Here is a 17,262-nt window from a genome sequence, read left to right as displayed (position 1 = left end):
TAGGAAGGTAAGTATATAATAGATTTAGTCGTTCAATAAGGCGTGGGTATAGTATAGCGCCTACAAAAATATAATGTAAGGGAGATAAACTATGTTAGTATCCGCAAAAGACATGCTTGTAAAAGCAAAAGAAGGTCACTACGCAGTAGGACAGTTTAACATCAATAACCTTGAGTGGACAAAGTCTATTCTTTTAACAGCTCAGGAGCTCAATTCACCTGTAATCCTTGGTGTATCTGAGGGCGCAGGTAAGTACATGACAGGATTTGAGACTGTATCAGCAATGGTTAAGGCAATGGATAAGGGCCTTGGAATCACAGTTCCCGTTGCTCTTCACTTAGATCACGGTACATACGACGGATGTTATAAGTGTGTTGAGGCCGGATTTACATCAATCATGTTTGATGGCTCACATTATGATATTGAGGAGAACGTTGCTAAGACAACAGAGCTTGTAAACGTTGCTCATCATCTCGGACTTTCTATCGAGGCAGAAGTTGGTTCAATCGGTGGAGAAGAAGACGGAGTAGTTGGAATGGGTGAGTGTGCAGATCCCAACGAGTGTAAGAGAATCGCTGATCTTGGCGTAGATATGCTTGCTGCAGGTATCGGTAACATCCATGGTAAATATCCTGAAGGATGGCCGGGACTTAGATTCGACGTTCTCGATGCTATCCAGCAGAAGACAGGAGCTATGCCTCTCGTTCTTCACGGTGGTACAGGAATTCCTGCAGAAATGATCAAGAAAGCTATCTCACTTGGTGTATCAAAGATCAACGTTAACACAGAGTGCCAGCTTTCATTCGCAGAAGCAACACGTAAATATGTTGAAGCAGGTAAGGATCTTGAAGGTAAGGGATTTGACCCTCGTAAGCTTCTTGCTCCCGGCGCTGATGCTATCAAGGCTACAGTTAAGGAGAAGATGGAGCTCTTCGGATCAGTTGGAAAGGCTTGATCGTTTATTTCCGTGGGCAACTTATAAAATTAACGAGGCGAAGCCGTTTGGCTTCGCCTTTTTATCAACTACAGAGGTAAAAATATGCATAACGAACTTACAAAAAAAGATATAGAGGACATGGAAGCGGAGATTGAACACCGCAAAGTTGTTGTGAGAAAGGAACTTCTTGAGCATGTAAAGGAAGCTCGTGCACAGGGCGATCTTTCTGAGAACTTCGAGTATTACGCAGCCAAGAAAGCTAAGAACCAGAATGAGAGCAGGATCAGATTCCTTGAGAGAATGATCAAGACCGCTAAAGTAATTGATGACGACAGCAAAGAAGATCAGGTCGGAATGAACAAGTCGGTTACGGTTGTTCTGGATGAAGATAAGAGCGAAGAAACGTATAAAATAGTTACAACAATGCGACAGAATTCTCTTAAGGGACTTATCAGCATCGAGTCTCCGCTTGGAAAACAATTACTTGGACATAAAGTAGGAGACCATGTTACTATTAAAGTAAGTGAAGAATATAGTTACGGTGTAACGATAACAAAAATAGAAAATACAGGATTAACTGATAACGACAAAATAAGAGATTTCTAATCGGTCTTTCCGAGATGGAGGTATTATGCACGCATTTCAACCGGTAAACCCTGAAGATATCGAAGAGGGTGCGTACAGTTTTGTTGGACAGAAGATAATTATTACCTGTAAGAATGGCGAAAAAATTAATGCAGTCTCCGCTTCTTGGGGCGGAGTGGGATACGTATGGAATAAAAGAGTCACTTTCATATTTGTTCGCGCAAACAGATATACAAGAGAGTGCATTGATAAATCAGGGGAATATTCCATAAGCTTTGTGAATCAGGAGGCTTATCGCGGAGCTCTTAAATACCTTGGAATGGTATCGGGAAGAGATGAGGATAAGATTGCCGGATCCAGGCTTAACGTCAATAACTATGAAGGAATACCTTTTATTGATGAAGCACATGAGGTAATACCATGCAAAGTTTTATATGCGCATCCCTTTGATGAGAGCAGTTTTATTGATAAGAGTATAATCCGCGACCTGCATCTTGATAATGATAAGTACATCATGTATGTAGGTGAGGTACAGACGATATTGTTGAAATAACAGATCAGGCTATCTTATGAGGAATATATGAAGAACGTCAAAACGCAAAGGCTCTTTGTAAGCATATTAGTTTTTGTCACGGTTACGATGTCTTTTTTGTGCAGTTGTGCAGAAGTATCTGATAATGCACAACAGGTTGTTCTTGCGCCAAAAGAGGAGAATACCCGTAAAGAAATACGTATTGCTACGTGGTACGAGGATTCTTATATCACAAATTTCAAAGCCTATCTGGCTGAAAGATTTCCCGAATATGATTTTAAATATACGTATGTACAGCGAACCAACTATGAGTCTGTGATCGATTCACAGATTTCTTATGATGGTGCGGCCGATATCATCTTTGTAACAGAAAATATGGCCAAAAGATACGCAAGAGGCGGATATCTTGTGCCTCTTACAAAGATGGTCAACGGATTTGACGAAGAAGCACTCGATAAATTCAAATATATGGATGAATATTATGCGATTCCGGGTGTCAGTGCGTATGAATGTTTTTATATAAACAAAGATTATTTTGAAAAGTTCGGTTTTAAACCGCCTTCAGAATATATGGATTTCTATGATATGTGCGCAACAATACGCAAGCATGGAATGAAACCGTTGTCATCTGGATTAAAAGATAAAGAAGGTCTTGCAAGCAGCGCAATGGCCATAATGCAGGCATCGTATTTCAGGACTCCTGAAGGAGAAGACTTTGGAGAAAGACTCGGGCAGGGAAAAGCTTCTTTTTACGAAGAGGTATATCCGCACATGGAGATGTGGTACAAGATGATCGAGGATGAGATCTTTACCAAAGATATGTGTCTTATGGATAAAAAGGCGGCGATAAAAGAGTTTGCGGATGGTAAGACAGTTCTTTTATCCGGTGGACCTGAGGATTATAACCAGATATACAAAGAAAATCCTTCAATAAATCTGGGTACGATAGCGTTTGGCGGAAAGGATGACGGAACGGAACTTTTGACGGGCGGATGCGAATATGGTTTTGCGGTGGTAAACGACGGTGATAATGTCAGTGATGTACTGGAGGTTGCAAGGTCTTTAACCACGCTTATGGGACAGAAGGCTATCTGGAAAGATTCGCCGGGCAGCAAAACCTATCTTAAGAATGTCAAATTTGATTCGCCGCATGAGTTCGACAATTTACAAGATGCGCTTGAGAACAATCTATATTTGCCCTATACGGGATGGGGATATTACAGCAGAGAGATTTCTGTTGAGCTTGAAAATGAGTTCCAGCAGGTGTTGCTTGGAAGGGAAAATCTTGAAGATGCTTTTAAGAGGATAGACGAGAAGGTTAAAGCAATCGTTGAAGGCAACTGATGTCTAGAGGAAAAAGTATGGACGGCTTACTTAAACTTTTAAAACTAAGAAGCATAAAGCATCAGCTTAAAGCTATTTTTGCCATGCTTGTAGTACTGCCTATTATTATCATCGGTATTTATGCATATGTGGTTTCCAAGAGCAATGTTACGGAGCTTACGAAAGCATCTATGCAGGGAAGTGCCGAGGTGATATTTAATGGCATAGAAACGGGGGTAAAAAGAGAGACTGATGTAATCAAGTTTTTTTTATATGAGGAAGCATTCAGAGGCGCCCTCGATCATGCAGATGCAGATCCATACACTCTTTCAGCCGAGATGACGGAGACAATCGAGCCGCTTATATGGTATTACATCGGAAGTGACAACGACATTGAAGAAATACATATTTATTCGGAAAGAATCAAGGAGAATAGAATAGGTGAATTCTTAAGTTATCCCGAAGATGAAGAAGTAAAAAAGTGGTATGAGATGTGCAAAAATGAAAACGAAAGCATATGGGTTATGAACGGAAAGGGAGATGTGTATATCATAAAATCTCTCCTGGATGCGGCGACCACTTCCAAGATGATCGGAATGATAACTTTAAAGGTGGATAAAAAGAGATTTTTTTCAGCTACCACGAGTACCAGGTATATGGACAACGGACTTGCGATCGTTGATTCATCAAATAAGATAGTCACCAAAAAGGAACTTAGAAGCAGTGAACTGGACAGAAAAGTAACAGAAGATATTTTGGAAGGAAAATATGCAGAACTTGACAGGTTTAAGTCGACAGATGATTACCTGATAATCAAGGCCGGAGAAATGAATAACGGCTGGAAGCTTTATTATTATATCGACAGCAGGGAAATGCTTGCGGATGAGATCACGATTCTTTTGGGTGACCTTATCATAGCCATTACAATCCTCATACTTGGTTTTGTTATAGCATCGCAGATGGCAAATCGTCTGTGCTCAAGAATTGAAGGACTGAATATCATTGCAGAAGACATAAAACGAGGCGATTTTGAAGTGGCCATTGTCGATGAGGGAAAAGACGAGATAGGACAGCTGTATGATTCGATGATAAGTATGGCTGCCCAGCTTAAGGCAATGGTTGATGAGATTAAGAGAAGGAACGAGAGGGAGTTGTTCCTTAAGGAAAATGATATCCATTACAGAGACTGGTTGTTTGATTTTGTGGTTGAAAAAAACAACGATATTCTCGCGATTGTAGATGCAAAGAGCTTTGGTGTTGAATTCCTTACAGCCAATGCTGCGGATATTTTGGGTATTCCTTCAAAGGAACTTTTTAAGGATATAAGAAACATAAATATCGTGCAAAAACCAGGCAAAGATGACAGGCTTAGTACGATATTTGAAAGGTGTGCCCAAACAGGTAAAGTTGAGATCGTGGATGAGATAAAATTGCATAACTTTATTCTCAATACGGACCTGTATTACAGAGGCGCTGTAGCCTGCACAATAGATGACAGCGGAAGAAGGCTTGCGATAGCCCTGTATGACAGGACACAGGAGATGAAGAGAAATCATCAGCTTCAGGAGGCATTTAACGCGGCAGAAGCGGCGAACAAAGCGAAGACTAATTTCCTTGCAAATATGTCGCATGATTTCAGGACTCCTATGAATGCAATAACAGGCTTTACGCTCCTCATCGAAAAGCACTCGGATGAGCCCGAAAAAGTAAGGGAATATTCCAAAAAGATAAGCCTTGCTTCAAGGAGCTTGTTGGCACTACTTAATGAAGTACTTGATATGAGTAAGATTGAGAGCGGAACGACTACACTTGATATCAAGGAAATGGCGATGGGAATACTCCTTGAAGAGATCAACTCAGTAATAGGATATCAGGCCAAGACAAAAAGGCAGAAATATATCGTTAATACAGAAGGACTTGAGCACGATGTATTTTTGGGTGACAAGCAGAGAATTAATGAGATCCTCATGAATATACTCAGCAATGCCATTAAGTATACAGGTGAGGGAGGAAGAATCGAGTTTACTATAATCGAGTCTGAATCGGCAACGGAAGGCTTCAGGGATCTGACCTTTATCATAAAGGATAACGGCATAGGAATGAAGGCTGAGTACAAGGAGAAGATTTTCGAGGCTTTTTCAAGAGAAGAAAGTCATGTAAATAAAGAGATTCAGGGAACCGGCCTTGGAATGGCTATAACAAGAAGTCTTGTAGAGCTTATGGGAGGCACTATAAGAGTAGAAAGTGAGGAAGGAAAAGGAAGTACTTTTACAGTCAATTTGAGGCTTCAGGCAGTGGATGAAGCGGACGTTGATTTCTGGAAGAGTCACGGCATAAGAAGGATTCTTTTTATCGACAGCAAACACAGTGAGTGTGAACAGCTTGCGGAGAAGCTTAATATCGATGGTGTTGATGTTATGGAAGCGCCAACGGGATTTGGGGCACTTCATCTTATAGATGTCTGCCAGGCTGAGGATACACCTGTAGACCTGGTTCTTGTGGACCAGAAAGTACAGAATATGACGGCACCTGAAATTGTAAAAATTATCAGGGCAAAAGATAAGTCAAAATCAGCGACAACTTTGATCATAGTTATGGCGGATGATTTTGAGTCTATAGAAGACGAAGCAAAAGAGGCAGGGGCAAACGATCTTTTGCAGAAGCCGCTCTTTATATCAAGTCTTAAACAGTCATTAAATGACATTGCAGAGAGGACAAAGGAAGAAAACTATGAAGAGACGGAGAATCCGCTTAACGGAATGAAATTCCTTGCTGTGGAAGACAATGATATCAATGCGGATATTCTGACAGAGCTTTTGGCTATGGAAGGAGCATCGGTTATCAGGTGCGTAAACGGACAGGATGCGGTAGAGAAAGTAAAGAGTTCAAAGGAAGGCGATTTTGACATGATCCTTATGGATATTCAGATGCCTGTTATGAACGGATACGAAGCGACTATCCTGATACGTGGTCTTAAGGATGAATGGGCGCAGAAAATACCTATAATTGCCATGACTGCAAACGCTTATGCCGACGACATCCAAAAGAGTTATGATTCGGGAATGAATGCACATATTTCGAAACCTATAGATATAAGGGTTGTCGAAAAGACAATAATGGAGTTTAAAAAAGCGTGAATTTATGAGAAAATAGGGAGTGCAGAGGCATACTGTAGTCCCTGTTTTTATATCATTGCAAATTATCTTTTTGAGAGGAGAGACTTATATGAACGGCATAAAAAAAGTAATTGATGATATTTTCTGGATCGGAGGAAGTGACAGAAGACTTGCAAGATTTGAGAATATTTTTCCGATTCCCGAAGGCGTTTCATACAACAGCTATTTTATTGACGATGAGAAGACGGCAGTTTTTGACACTGCTGATATAACAATTTCAGACCAATATCTTGAGAATCTTAAGACAGTTATTTCGGGTAAAAAATTGGACTATCTTGTGGTACTTCATATGGAGCCCGATCACTGTTCTCTTATAAACACTGTAGTTACGATGTTTCCTGAGGTTACAGTGGTCAGCTCGAGCAAATCTTTTGAGTTTATGAAGCAGTTTTTCCCCGAGTCTGAAAACTATAAAAAATTGGAAGTAAAAGAAGGGGATGAACTCTCAACAGGAAAGCACACATTTAAATTTGTTGCTGCTCCCATGGTTCATTGGCCCGAGGTATTGATGGCATATGATGTTACATCGAAAGCTCTTTTCGCCGCAGATGCATTCGGTACATTCGGAGCACTCGATGGCGGACTGTTTGCGGATGAGTATGATTATGAGAAAGATTTCCTTGATTCCGCAAGAAGATATTACGCAAACATCGTAGGTAAGTATGGCATGCCGGTTCAGACAGTTCTTAAGAAGGCGGCAGGACTTGATATTAAGTTGATACTTTCCCTTCACGGTCCCGTATGGAGAGAAAATATAGGCTGGCTTCTCGATAAATATCAGAAGTGGAGCACATATACGGCAGAGACGGATGATATCGCAGTTGTTTACGGAAGTCTTTACGGACATACAGCGAGCGCTGCAGAGGCCGTTGCAGCTTCTATAAGAGAGAAGACAGGAAAGAACGTTAAAGTATATGACGTTTCAGGTACAGATGTGTCATATCTTATCGGTGAAGTTTGGAGATGCAGCAAGATAGTTCTTATCTGTCCTACATATAACGGCGGAATCTATCCTCCGATGGAAGCGTTTATAAACGATATGATCGCGCTTGGTGTTCAGAACAGGATATTTGCCCTCGGACAGAACGGAACATGGGCCCCTGTTACGGTTAAGCTTATGACAGATAAACTTGCAACACTTAAGAATGTCAAAATACTTGAACAGAATCTGACTATTAAGAGTGCTCTTTCAGCAGGTGATATGGATGCAGTTCAGGCATTTGCTGATGCTGTTGCAAATTCACGCTTTTAAGTATAAACTCAAAAAAGAAATTAAATATTAGAAATATCGTAATACGATGTGGAGGAAGGTTGTGAAAAGAAGTAATACTTTTAAGATGATCATCGGTATCATAATGACAGCGGGAGCAGTTCTTGGTGCAGCTGGTACATATGATGCTTTTAACGGGGAAAACGGCAGTGTTGTAGAAGCTGCAGGAAGAGTAGTAAGTATTGATTCATGTACTATTTCCGGAGACAGTGTTGTTGTTAATGTTTCTGCAAGCAGTTTGCCGGGTTCTGATGACGGTAAATATTACCTTTACGCAGATGAGGTTTATCAGGACGGTGTAACAGGTAATGTTGTGGCAACAACAGAGAAGGGTAAGAGTGCTACTTTTAAGTTTGACCTTGCACTTGGAACAAAAGAGTCAAATCTTTCCAAGAAATTCCTTGTTGCTGTAAAGAGCGGCGGATCAATGGTTCAGGTGAGTGATGAACACTACATCACAAATCCCGAAGCAATCGCATCCAAAACGGTCGGAAGAAACGACCATGGTATGAAGGGTATTCTTCCAAATGATGCGGACGCTGCAACTTTTAAGGATCTCGGCATAGCACAGATGGTATATAACCTCTACATGGGTGATATAGTAGGTCCTTCAACAAACGGAGCTTATCCTACAACAGAGTTTGCATATGACGGAAAGACATATCAGTTTAACACGGCTGCACTTCAGCAGTATGACGGCTTTGTAAGATGGTGTTCGATCAATAACTTCCAGCTTACTCTTACTATTTTGAATAATAAGACAGCTGCAGGGGCAGATCTTATACATCCTCTTTCAAGAGATGAACATGTATGTCCTGGATATGCAATGAATACCAAAGAGTATGAAGGTACACAGCACCTTAAGGCTATCGCAGCATTCCTTGCACAGAGATATTCAGGCGGACAGTTTGGAACTGTTGATAACTGGGTAATCGGAAACGAGATAAATGCCAGAACAGAATGGTACTACATGGACTCAACAAATCTTGAGCTCAACGTAAGTGAGTATGTAAAGGCATTTAGAATATTCTACAACGGTATCAAGAGTGTAAATGCGAATGCAAGAGTTTATAACTCTATCGATCAGGAGTGGAACAGAAAGTCCAATCCGGGATGTTTCCTTGCAAAAGAATATCTTGATAGATTTAACTACTATATGAGACGTGAAGGAAACGTAGACTGGTCACTTTCGGTACATCCTTACAATGCACCTTTGTTTGACCCTTACGCTTGGAAGCAGCAGTCCCAGTATGTAAGCACATCTCTTGGTACACCATATATTACGATCGAGAATATCTATCTTCTTACAGATTATATGAACCGTGAGGAGATGCTTAATCCTGCAGGACATGTAAGACAGATTTCACTTTCTGAGATTGGTTATACTTCAAGCTTTGGCGAGGATGCACAGCTTGCGTCAATCGTATATGCATATACGATGGCTCAGAGCAATCCATATATCACAAGCTTTATCCTGTTCAGAGAGACAGATGATGCGCATGAAATGGAAAGCCATATAGCTCAGGGACTTAAAAACCTTGACGGAAGCAAGAAACAGTCTTATGATGCTTACAAGTATATGGATACAAAAGAGGCAGGAACTTACAAGGCAAAAGCATCCAAGATAATCGGACAGGATGTAGATGCTTTGGTTGCAAACAGAACATTTATGAGCAGAAACGGTTGGTTTTTGAACGACTGAGATTAACAATAGACTGAATTAGACTCGACACATCCGTAAGGATGTGTCGTTTACTATAAGTATGGAGTATTATTTATGAGCAAAGATCTTTTGGGAAGCCTTTATGGTGATTTCTTTTCTACACCTGTTTCCAAGCCTTCAGCAGGGACAGAAAACGTAAAGAAAGAAGATAGCGCTAAAGAGACTGTTAGTGATAAGACTGTGGAAGATAAAGTCGATGCTATGAAAAATGCGCAGAATGCGCTTGATGAAGCAAAGGCTCTTTTTGCTGCTGACGGAAACCTTAATTCTTCGGAAGAAAAGAAGGATGAGGAACCTGAAGAAGATCCCATGGAGGCGCTTGAAAAGCTCATAGGCCTAGGTTCCATAAAAGATGATGTAAAAGAACTTACAGCTTTTGTTAAGGTTCAGAAAGCAAGACAGGAGCAGGGACTTAAATCCGTGCCTGTTTCACTACATCTTGTGTTCACAGGTAATCCCGGAACGGGAAAGACGACCGTTGCGAGAATAATCGCAAAGATTTATAAGCAGATAGGCGTTCTTTCAAAAGGACAGCTCGTTGAGGTAGACAGATCGGGACTTGTTGCTGGATATGTCGGACAGACCGCGATTAAGACTACAGAGCAGATAAAAAAAGCTATGGGCGGAGTCCTTTTTATTGACGAGGCATATGCACTTTCCCAGAAAGATGACGCTTTTGGTCAGGAAGCCATAGATACCATACTTAAGGCAATGGAAGATAACAGAAAAGATTTCGTTGTGATAGTTGCGGGTTACACAGAGCCTATGAAGAAATTTATAGAAAGTAATCCGGGATTAAAGTCCAGATTCAACAAATATATCGAGTTCCCCGATTATTCGGTGGACGAACTTGAAGAAATCTTCTACATGAACTGCAATAAATATGATTACAAGGTAGAAGAGGACGTTAAGCATCAGATCAGAGCACTTATCACTTCCAGAAAGATGGGAAGTATAGATAATTTCGCCAATGCCAGAGAGATAAGAAATCTTTTCGAAGAGATCATCACCAATCAGGCAAAGCGTGTATCTACTCTCGAAGCACCTTCAAATGACGATATGATGACGATATGCCTTGACGATCTTAAGGAACTTAGCGGTTTAGAGAAGAAAGAGACTGAAGATTTTCCTTGATTCACTTCAAAATATGTAAAGATATGAATAATGAGTTTATGTTATAATCATTAGCGTTGCTACCCCTATACAGGCACAGGAAGGGGATGTTGGCTTGGAACTCGTTATTTCATTTCTAATTTCTGTCTTGGCAAGTGTAACAGCCTATTACATTTGCAAATGGCTCGACAGAGATGATCATGGCAATGAGCCTAAGGACTAAACCACCTTGACCAAAATGGTATAGAAAAAGCTAGGAGCGGCAACTCCTAGCTTTTTTGTTAGCTTGTTAAACTCGCTATTTCATTTCTTTGCCTACACTTATTATAGCAGGTAATCATTATTAGTCAAATAAGACTTACTTAGTCTCATACAAGACCCCGGTATAGTTTGCACACTTCATACCGTAGTCAAGATCTTCGGAATGGTCATACTTAAGGTTTCCTTTGAACCATTTTCCGTCTTCATATTCCTCAAAACCTATAATGTCCTGAATTTCCTGTTCTGTTGCGTAATTGATCTTTACGCTCTTGATTTTATGTTCAGTCTTTTTGTACAACAAACTTCCTGTGAATACCGCAGCGATAATAGCAAATGTAAGTATAAATGCTATCAAATTCGCTCTTCGTAACCGTCTACATAAATTGTCTATTCTTTCTGTTCCTTCCAAATTCATCCTAGGTCCTCCCTTTCTACAAAAAAAGACACTATCATTTAGATGCATTTTTTCAAAAAAGACAGAAAAAACACCCCCTGCAGACTATATAATACTACAAGAGGGCGATTTTATCAATAAATCGTCAGTTTTTACCCGTTATTGATCCTTGATACTGTGCCAATACTCTTTGGCTTCGTTATGCCAATATTTCTTTGCTTCCTTAAACTCTTTCGTTTCTTTTGACGGATATAATTCAGGAGTTTCGGCAAAAAACAGTTCAATAGTTTCTATAGCACCGGATCCTAAGTCATCAAATCCATACGGCGCAAAATCCTCTTTTGCATGCCAGAAATTCATGCCGTTGTGAAATGCGTTATTCGGATCCGCATCATATTTCTTGGCAAGCATACCGGCTTCAGCGATAAGTTTTTTCATGGAGTCATACTCTTTTAGAAAGCACAGAGTCATAGCTTTAATTATGAGAAGATTGATCTTAAATTTTGTAGCGCAGCTGATTTTACCGTTACCGGCGGAATCAATGTATGCAATTCCTCTATCAAGAATGTCATATGCTTCCTTAAAATCTTTTTTTGTTCCCCGTGATGCAATCAGTGAAGACATATTAAGTGCTATGTCGTATTCTCTCATGAGATTATAAAGCATTGCTTTTGTACATCTGTCCAGCGCTTCCTCAGTCTTGCCCTTTGAAGACAACAAACGTGCAATTTCTATATCCGCGATTCCCATGTGATTGATCTTATTAAACTCGCTCAATGCGCCATCTGTATCATTAAAACTCTTTAATCTGGCGATATCCATTCTTATCGAAACTTCAGTGACGCTCAAATTGTCATTCTGAGAAAAGTATTTAAGCGCTCTCTCATATAGCTCCACTGCTTTTTGGGCATCATCTTCTTTACCTCCGTTGATAAAGAGAACATTATACAAAGCCGCACAGGCCATGATTATCTTAAAACAAGTCGGATAGCGGACTAACGCCTTTTCTGCTTCCGAAACAGCCTCATCAAATTTCTGCTCCGTGGTCAAGTCACAGAGTCTATGATAAATATCATCAATACTTTTAGAGGAAAGATTATATCCCAAAAGAACATCCATTGAAACATTAAAAAAGTCTGCAAGTTCCATCATTGTCAAAATATCCGGAACAGTGCTTCCGCTTTCCCACTTTGATACCGCGCCCACTGTAACCCCAAAAGTTTCGGCAAGTTCTTCCTGCGTCAGATTCATTTCTTTTCGGTACTTCTTGATGTTTTGGCTTAGCTCAAGTCTCATAGGGATGCGCCTCCTTTATGGTATTATGAGTAAATTATATAGAGAATAAATTGGAAACGGTAGAAAAATGGTAGAACTGAGATAAAAAAATAAGGGGTTGCAAATCTGCAAACCCTTGAAAATACTGAGTCGGAATGACAGGATTCGAACCTGCGGCCTCTGCGTCCCGAACGCAGCGCTCTACCAAACTGAGCCACATTCCGTTGTGCTGCCTGAAAAAAATCTGACAGCAAATCTGATTATATCAGTCATATTACTATTTTTCAATACCATGTAAAAACTTTCCATGGCATTGAAAAGATTGAAGAAAGATATAGGTTAACATACAGTAGCTCTCGGCTTTTTATTTGCACAGAAATATCGTGCACACATATATTAATTACCGTTATAATAGTTAATATAGGTCAAGTCTCAGGAGGTGTGCACTATGAATGAATCGGTGCAGAAATTGAAGAACAGCATAGAGAAGAGGATAGTCGGAAAGGGCGATGTGATTGAGAAGGTTATCATTGCACTTTTGGCTGACGGTCATGTTCTTTTGGAGGATGTGCCGGGAGTTGGTAAGACGACGCTTGCAAAGGCGCTTGCGGATTCCGTGTCTCTTTTTTTTGCAAGGATTCAGTGTACTCCTGATACGATGCCGTCAGATATAACGGGTATTTCAATCTACGATTCGAAAAAAGGAGAGTTCTCTGTGATGCCGGGACCTGTTGTGAGCAATATTGTCCTTGCGGATGAGCTTAACAGGACCTCACCCAAGACGCAGTCGGCTCTGCTGGAAGTAATGGAAGAACACAGGGTTACTATAGACGGTAAGCCTATTGATGTTCCGCAGCCGTTTATGGTGATAGGAACGCAGAATCCCGTGGATATGGCGGGAACGTATCCGCTTCCCGAAGCTCAGCTTGACCGTTTCATGATCAAATTGTCGGTGGGATATCCTGACACGAGAGCATCGGAAGATATGGCGGAGAGATTTCTTTTGGGGCAGCTTCATGAAGAGACTGAATCCGTTCTTTCGGGAAAAGATATCCTGGATATGAGAAAAGACGTAGCCTCTGTCACTGTAAAAGATAATCTTCGAAGCTATGCGGTAAATATTACGGATGCGACCAGAAATAAGCCGGAGATTGCGGTAGGTGCTTCCCCGAGAGCTCTTTTGTCCATGTTAAGATGCGCTCAGGCCATAGCATACCTTGCGGGAAGAGATTATTGCATTCCAGAAGATATCGCAGATGCGGCTAAACTTACACTTCCTCACAGACTGATACTTACGGGAGAAGCAAGGCTCAGCCATATAACGAGCGAAGATCTGATCAAGACCATTCTTGGAAAAGTAATCGTACCATGAAGATAACAATTAATAAAAAAGGACTGATCATCTATCTTACAGCACTTGTAGCCGGCATAGTTTTTGCGAGCTTTTATGGCGGTCCTGTTGCTTATGCGCCACTTTTTGCGCTTCTTTTGATCATTCCTGTTTCGGTAATATATATTGTCTTAAATTATGCCTTTCTGAGAGTCTATCAGGAGGTCGAAGTCCACAAGCTCACCAAGGGAGAGGACCACAGGTACCGCACGCTTATAGAAAATGCCGGGGTTCTTCCTATCCACAATATGGAAATCGGCACATTCAAAAGCCGGTGTAATCTCTATGAAATTCCTGATAAAACAAAGCTTTCACTTGATATTCACGAGAAAAAAGAGCTGTTTTCGGGCATCAATTGCCTTTTTGCGGGAGTTTATGATGTCGGAATCGAGAATGTATCTTTCACCGATCCGTTTCATATTATTTCCGCGAGATTTAATATTCCGTATTCATTTAGGGCTGTCGTAAAGCCGAGGATAACTGAGATTGCAGGTAAAGCGCTGGATCTTGAGAATCTGTACAGCAGCCGCGGGCGTAAGAGTGAGAGGATTCTTGAAGACATTCCGGGAAATGACATACGCCCTTATATAAAAGGTGACAGTCTTTCGTCAGTTAACTGGAAAGTTTCAGCAAAGGCTTCAAAGCTGATGGTCAGAGTTCCGGATAAGATGGAAAAAAGAACGTTGTCTATCCTGATGAATGCCGATAATACGCCGGAACGTGAGCAGGATACGGAGTTTCTCATAAAGCGCGACTATTTCCTTGAGTTTGTGGTTTCGGCGGCATGGCTTTTTGGAAATCAGGGAATTCCCGTGACAATTGTATATCCCGCGGGAACGGTAAGAGAGCAGCTTGTCGATTCGAGAGAGAGTTTCATGGATTTTTACAACACGGTTTCAGACGGTGTGTTTTATGCATCAGATCAGGAATATAGCCGGATTTGTGAGTTGGCGAATTCATGCAGGAGTAATAAGAATGACAGAGAAACATGGATTGTTATCACTGAAAATCCCAGAGCGGGAGAGAATTTTATCGGTATTTGCGACTGAGGCGGTATGCACATTATTTGCCTTTTCTTTTGCTGCGATTTTTTCAGAAATCATCAGAGGGGTTATGGGTGATAATGCTTTTGTCGGAGATGTTTCTTTCCCGTTTTGGACGATAGTTTTCTTTATGTTGTTTACAGGGCTTTACTATATATTCCGCCTTTTTGTTTCGGGAATTGTTTCGGCTGTCCTTTCAACTGTTCCTGCCTTTTTCTTGTTCTTTTTGTTAAAAGATTTATCGGCCATTCCGGTTCTCCTGTCTTCGATGGTTTTTGGAGTGGCTCTGAGGCTGGCGATTCATTTTATACCAAGTAGGGAAAAGAAACTTCTATATGCGGTTATTTTGTTGGATATTGTTGTAATTGGGCTTTTTATCGGAAAGAGTAGCTTTACGGGGGAAAATTTAGCAGAGAAAGTGATGTGTATATGCCTTGTAACGCTGACACTTTCGGCTGTTCAGACGCTTTTCTTCGAAAAGAACAAGGCTTCGTTTCCGATTTATTATTTCCTGATAATTGCGCTGGTTACGCTGATCGTTCCGATGAAGAAAGAGCCTATAGACTGGAATAAAGTCGTTGATCTGGGGCAGAGGTTTGTCTACAGGATTGAAAGCATTGCTTCTGATGTATCTTATCGCTTTGCGTCTTCCTTTGGAGATAGTTATACGGCGGGCTACAGTTCTTTTACCTCAACAGGAAAAAAAATCACAGAAGGCGAAAGAACGCAGCTTATTATCGAGTCTAAAGACGCGCCTTATTATACATATCTGGATGAGGCGACGGGGAAAAATACAAAGCTTAGAAAGACGCTTTATCTTGCGGGCGGAAGAGGAACAGAAAAGGCGCAGTTTGCCGAATTTATAGCTTTTTTGTATGCAAATGGGACAGACAGGGAAAGGGCGCTGACGTTTACTGAAGTTTCGAACATCGACCTTGAGTATGCTTATATAGACACAAAGGATGTGATAGTGCCGTCGAGAGCGCTACTTGTGACCGAGGGCGAGAAAAAAGTTCGGGAAGGCGTCAGCGAAAAAGCTCACAGAAAGGGATATAGAATAAGTGTAAAGTATCTGGATATAGACTACGCAAGTCCTGAGCTAATCGCAATGTTTAAAGATGCACCCACAGAACTTCCTGAGCTTACGTATGATGAAGCATGCAACTATGTAAACGAGCTCTGGGGAATGAGATTTACCGATATAATGAGCCGCGATGAGTATGATGAGGCTTTAGCTCAGATTAAGAGCGGTACAAAACGCGAGTATCTGAATGTGACGGGAGTCACCCCGGAACTTAAGGAGCTTGCGGATATGGTTACTGCAGGGGCTGAAGCAGACTATGATAAGTGCAGGCTTTTGGAGGATTATCTTAGACAGTATACGTACAGTAAGGATGCAGTCGGGGGATATAATCCCGAATCAAATATGAGTACAGCAGAGGGAATGGCGGATATTGCGGAGAGATTCCTTTTTGATACGAAGAAAGGGTATTGTGTTCATTACACATCTTCTATGATAATGCTTCTAAGGCTTTCGGGGATTCCTGCAAGAGCCGCAAGCGGATTTAGATATGCATTTCCTTTTGACAGAAAAGAAAAATATGAAGTCAGTTCGGGCTGTGCGCATGTATGGCCTGAGGCATATATAGAGAATGTAGGGTGGATTCCGTTTGAGCCTACAGGGGCATATTATGCGTTATCCGGTACTTCCTGGCACAGGAGCGGGGCTAATGCAGATGATGCATGGACTGCAGAATATCATGGCGGAATCAATCCGTATGATTCAAACGGAGTTTCGGCGCATGTCGATGAAGAGGAAGAAGAGGAGAAAGTTTCTGCACTTTTGGCATTTAAAGTCTTTTTGCCGACTGTAGTTTTTACCGTTGTTATCATAATCTTGCTGGTTGCAGGAATCTATCTGATAAAAATCCTGCACTACAGATACGGAACTCCCAGGCAAAAGCTTTTTTACGATGTCGAACAGATTAAAAAGAGCCTTATAAAGCGCTCGGGAGGCACGCTCACAGACAGGGGACTGTTGTCTGAATTCACAGAAGCGGCACCTGAAAGCATGCGAGAAGAGCTTGGAAAAGTGTTTGATGTCTTTTATCGCGTGGTCTACGGAAACAAAGAGTCCGAGCCCACCCCCGAAGAGAACGCACTTGCACTTGAAATGCGAAATAGACTCGGGGGACGGGGGTAATGGACCATTGAAAAGGGATAATCAAGCTTTTGAAGGC

Annotated in this window: 13 protein-coding genes and 1 tRNA gene; 11 read left to right on the top strand and 3 right to left on the bottom strand. The window is 41.2% G+C overall.

The features are described 5' to 3' along the window. The first annotated feature begins 91 nt into the window (after positions 1-91). From fba to BM398_RS05020, 8 genes are all read left to right on the top strand, one after another. Entirely contained in the window at positions 92-955 is an 864-nt protein-coding gene (gene fba / locus BM398_RS05055; protein WP_092336700.1) for a class II fructose-1,6-bisphosphate aldolase, read from the top strand. Positions 956-1,039: 84 nt separating this feature from the next. Beyond that, entirely contained in the window at positions 1,040-1,543 is a 504-nt protein-coding gene (locus tag BM398_RS05050; protein ID WP_026656352.1) for a GreA/GreB family elongation factor, read from the top strand. Between the two features lie 25 nt (positions 1,544-1,568). Beyond that, a complete protein-coding gene (locus BM398_RS05045) occupies positions 1,569-2,075 on the top strand; it encodes a flavin reductase (RefSeq protein WP_092336699.1) in 507 nt (168 codons plus the stop codon). Between the two features lie 27 nt (positions 2,076-2,102). Then, positions 2,103-3,398: an ABC transporter substrate-binding protein gene (locus BM398_RS05040; protein ID WP_092336698.1), complete on the top strand. Its 1,296-nt coding sequence runs from the start codon at positions 2,103-2,105 to the stop codon at positions 3,396-3,398. Next, on the top strand, positions 3,398-6,514 hold the full coding sequence (locus BM398_RS05035) for a hybrid sensor histidine kinase/response regulator (RefSeq protein WP_092336697.1): 3,117 nt from the start codon (positions 3,398-3,400) through the stop codon (positions 6,512-6,514). Before BM398_RS05040 ends, BM398_RS05035 begins: the two co-directional genes overlap by 1 nt. Positions 6,515-6,602: 88 nt before the next feature. Beyond that, positions 6,603-7,805, top strand: coding sequence for an FprA family A-type flavoprotein (locus BM398_RS05030; protein WP_092336696.1), 1,203 nt, complete (start codon positions 6,603-6,605; stop codon positions 7,803-7,805). A 61-nt stretch (positions 7,806-7,866) separates the two neighbouring features. Further along, positions 7,867-9,525 (top strand): DUF5722 domain-containing protein, encoded by a 1,659-nt coding sequence (locus BM398_RS05025; protein ID WP_092336695.1) that lies wholly within the window; start codon positions 7,867-7,869, stop codon positions 9,523-9,525. A 75-nt stretch (positions 9,526-9,600) separates the two neighbouring features. Further along, positions 9,601-10,680 (top strand): AAA family ATPase, encoded by a 1,080-nt coding sequence (locus BM398_RS05020; RefSeq protein ID WP_092336694.1) that lies wholly within the window; start codon positions 9,601-9,603, stop codon positions 10,678-10,680. A 337-nt stretch (positions 10,681-11,017) separates the two neighbouring features. On the opposite strand, the gene BM398_RS05015 is transcribed toward BM398_RS05020, so the two are convergent. The 3 genes from BM398_RS05015 to BM398_RS05005 all read right to left on the bottom strand — a co-directional run bounded on the left by BM398_RS05015 (position 11,018) and on the right by BM398_RS05005 (position 12,813). After that, positions 11,018-11,335 carry a hypothetical protein gene (locus BM398_RS05015; RefSeq protein WP_092336693.1) on the bottom strand — a complete coding sequence of 106 codons (318 nt, stop codon included), beginning with the start codon at positions 11,333-11,335 and terminating at the stop codon, positions 11,018-11,020. Between the two features lie 138 nt (positions 11,336-11,473). Further along, the gene (locus tag BM398_RS05010; protein WP_092336692.1) at positions 11,474-12,610 is read right to left on the bottom strand and encodes a helix-turn-helix domain-containing protein; all 1,137 of its coding nucleotides are present in this window, start codon (positions 12,608-12,610) and stop codon (positions 11,474-11,476) included. Between the two features lie 129 nt (positions 12,611-12,739). Continuing rightward, positions 12,740-12,813, bottom strand: a tRNA-Pro gene (locus tag BM398_RS05005). Between the two features lie 224 nt (positions 12,814-13,037). Between BM398_RS05005 and BM398_RS05000 the strand changes: the two genes are divergently transcribed. From BM398_RS05000 to BM398_RS04990, 3 genes are read left to right on the top strand one after another with little or no spacing between them, the layout of a single operon-like run. After that, on the top strand, positions 13,038-13,961 hold the full coding sequence (locus BM398_RS05000) for an AAA family ATPase (protein ID WP_092336691.1): 924 nt from the start codon (positions 13,038-13,040) through the stop codon (positions 13,959-13,961). After that, a complete protein-coding gene (locus BM398_RS04995) occupies positions 13,958-15,028 on the top strand; it encodes a DUF58 domain-containing protein (RefSeq protein WP_092336690.1) in 1,071 nt (356 codons plus the stop codon). Before BM398_RS05000 ends, BM398_RS04995 begins: the two co-directional genes overlap by 4 nt. Continuing rightward, complete coding sequence (locus BM398_RS04990; RefSeq protein ID WP_092336689.1) at positions 14,955-17,225, top strand: transglutaminase-like domain-containing protein; 2,271 nt, start codon at positions 14,955-14,957, stop codon at positions 17,223-17,225. The genes BM398_RS04995 and BM398_RS04990 overlap by 74 nt, the downstream gene beginning before the upstream one ends. The last annotated feature ends 37 nt before the right edge of the window (positions 17,226-17,262 follow it).

This window comes from Butyrivibrio sp. M55 (genome assembly GCF_900116865.1).
Taxonomy (GTDB): domain Bacteria; phylum Bacillota; class Clostridia; order Lachnospirales; family Lachnospiraceae; genus Butyrivibrio.
Note: the sequence above shows the minus strand (reverse complement) of the source record. Positions and strands in the feature narration are given on the sequence as shown.